Genomic DNA, 2,818 nt, shown 5'->3' with positions numbered 1-2,818 from the left:
AGCGGATTGTGAATTCGCCCGTGGTGGTCAACAGCGGGGGAGTGGTGCCGTTGGCGGCGTTGTTGGTGAACGTGGTGAATGTGCAGAACTATTTGAGCGAGGCCGGGGTGCTGGAGGGAATGGATGCCCGGCGAGTGAATGACACGGTGTCGGCGAGTTTGTATGGGGCGGCGGCGTTGGTGGCGGTGGTGGATAGTCAGGTGCGGATGGGGTTGGGGGTTAAGGAAATGTCCGTCAAGCTTCCGGGCGGCAGGATGGGAAGCGCACCAATGCTGACGTTGTTTGGTGGGGTGATTGGTGCGCTTTCTACTGGTGCTGCAATAAACGAATTCCAATCCCTGCAATCACGATTGGAAAGCGCCCAAAACCAAGTCGATCCATGGCTGCAGATGCGTCAGATCGCGGTCGGAGGGCAGGTAGCAGCCTTCGGCGCCCAAGCGATATTGGGGCTTGGCTATACCGCCCGCGCCTTGGCCGGTTCAGTAACAGCGGAAGTCGCCATCTTGCGCTACACGCTCTACATGGGACCGTTGAACTGGATCATTCTAGGCCTTGGCGTACTGTATCTGACTGCCTGGATTTTTGAGAAAACACCGCTGCAAAACTTCCTGAACAATTGCTGTTGGTCTAAAGCGCGTGCTATCGATCTGGACCCCATCGCGCCTAAAGCCCAACACGACGAACTCGACCGTTTGTACCTCATCCTCTATACGCCTCGGGTCACCATGCAAAGCAGTTCTAATCAGGCGACTGATAACGGTCGTTCCGGTCTGGCGTTCGTCAGCGCCATTGATTCTCTGACCATCGATTTGCCAGGCGCCGAGCCAAACAGTGTCTACCTGGAGCTGAGCATGGTCGGTGACCCGGTGGATACCCTCGCAAACCGCTACCTGATCAAAAATAGTCCGAGCGACTATTTCAGGCCACCCCGTCCGTGGCGCGATATGACGCCCTTCTGGTTGTCCGACAGCAGTTGCCAGTGGATACCGTTCGAGGAGGGTCAGGGCCTGCGTATAAGCGGTCCTTTCAAAGAGGTGAAAGACTTGCTGAACACACCACCCAGCACGTTGTCGCTAAGGTTGCGTTATCGCACCCCACTGATCGCGATACTCGGCGCTCGAAGTTTTATCGGCGGGGAGCGAGGTTTGGCTTTTACCTTGAACAACTCCACGGGTGTCGTAGCGCTGCGAGCCGACCCAACGCCTGAACTTGATCGTGTACCGAATTATCCGCTCGGTGAGGATCATCCCGGCGCCATTTACCTGCAACCCAAGGACAAACGATGAGTACGCCACCGGCGGGCACAACGGGAAAAAGGATTTTTTCGCGTAATGACTATCTGGCTCCATTGCCCATTCCCACGGGTGAAAAGCCTTGTGATGTGCTCAACACCATCTGGCGCAAGAACGAGGTGTTTCTCGATATCGGTAACTACAGCATCGGTTCGACGGTCATGGTGATGTGGCCGTCGCTGATGGTATTTGTATTTATGGGCTTCATCACTCCAGACCCCGGGCTGATCTGGATTGCGGCGTTATTGATCATAGGCATCCCTTCAATATTTGTGATTCAAGGCCTCTTCCGCGAAGTCCCCTTACCTATACGCTTCAACCGCCAACGCCGCGAAGTCTGCGTCCCCCGCAACGATGGCGAATTCTGGATCGTCCCTTGGGAAACCGTGACAGCCGCCGCCACCCAGCATTCATCAGTCAGTCAGGCCGGCAAAGCCACGATGGGTCTACTGGTCATCGGTTTCGAAAACCCCGACCCGCACGCTACGGAAGACAACAAGCATTTTTCGCTGGGCTTCAACTGCGGTGGCGGCACCACGGCAATGGCGTTGTGGGAATGCATGCGCAGTTATATGGAAATTGGCCCGCAAGTTTTGCCACAGACAAATGACTTCGAGGGCGGACGAGAAAAGCTGCGGGGCAGAGGCGTCTTTTGGGGCATTTGTTGTGAATATGTGGATGGCATCAGACATCATTTGGTCGCGCAAGAGGTTGGCAAGGCAGCGTGGCTGATCATTGCTGCAGTGCTCTTGGGGGCACCACTGGCGATGATGTTGCAAGAGTGGAAGTTATCGCCACCGCCCGAGCTTTCTAATCCCGACATCATCGAATGGTCAAAACCACTCCTCCCGGAGCAATGGACCAAACGCTCCCCGGAGTTGGAAGAAGCCATCGTCAAGCGCGAAGCCGAGTTGGCCGGGCGAGTGGAGGCGCAGTCATGAGTACGCCACCGGCGGGCACTACGAAAAAAAGAATGTTTTCGCGCAATGATTACTTGGCGCCATTGCCGATTCCAACCGGTAGAAAACCCTCTGATGTGCTGAATATCATCTGGCGCAAAAACGAGGCGTTTCTCGATGTGGGTAACTACAGCATCGGTTCGGCGGTGATGGTGCTTTGGCCAATGGTGGTGTTGTTTGCTTTCATGGGGTATCTGTTCCGAAATGATCACGATGACATGCATATTTTTGCGGTCATGACGACGTTCATTATTGGCGTGCCAACTTTCTTCTTGATTCAGGGCCTCTTCCGCGAAGTCCCCTTACCTATACGCTTCAACCGCCAACGCCGCGAAGTCTGCGTCCCCCGCGAAAACGGCGAGTACTGGATCGTCCCTTGGGAAACCGTGACAGCCGCCGCCACCCAGCATTCATCAGTCAGTCAGGCCGGCAAAGCCACAATGGGTCTACTGGTCATCGCTTTCGAAAACACCGACTCGCAAGCCACGGAAGACAACAAGCACTTTTCGCTGGGCTTCAACTGTGGCGGCGGCACTACGGCAATGGCGTTGTGGGAATGCATGCGCA

1 protein-coding gene and 2 pseudogenes are annotated in these 2,818 nt (G+C 55.5%); all 3 read left to right on the top strand.

Translation table 11 applies throughout. The annotated features are described in order from the left end of the window. Positions 1-1,286 (top strand): annotated as a pseudogene (locus tag AACY50_RS28490) (toxin VasX); the annotation flags it as partial. Continuing rightward, entirely contained in the window at positions 1,283-2,233 is a 951-nt protein-coding gene (locus tag AACY50_RS28485) for a hypothetical protein (RefSeq protein ID WP_339466828.1), read from the top strand. The pseudogene AACY50_RS28490 and the gene AACY50_RS28485, both read left to right, overlap by 4 nt. Then, positions 2,230-2,818: pseudogene (locus AACY50_RS28480) on the top strand (hypothetical protein); the annotation flags it as partial. The gene AACY50_RS28485 and the pseudogene AACY50_RS28480, both read left to right, overlap by 4 nt.

The organism is Pseudomonas sp. RA_15y_Pfl2_54, assembly GCF_963971015.1.
GTDB classification, from domain to species: domain Bacteria; phylum Pseudomonadota; class Gammaproteobacteria; order Pseudomonadales; family Pseudomonadaceae; genus Aquipseudomonas; species Aquipseudomonas baetica_A.
Note: the sequence above shows the minus strand (reverse complement) of the source record. Positions and strands in the feature narration are given on the sequence as shown.

Bases quoted from the DNA above. Each gene is read 5' to 3' on its own strand.
- AACY50_RS28485 (WP_339466828.1), top strand. From the start codon at position 1,283: ATGAGTACGCCACCGGCGGGCACAACGGGAAAAAGGATTTTTTCGCGT.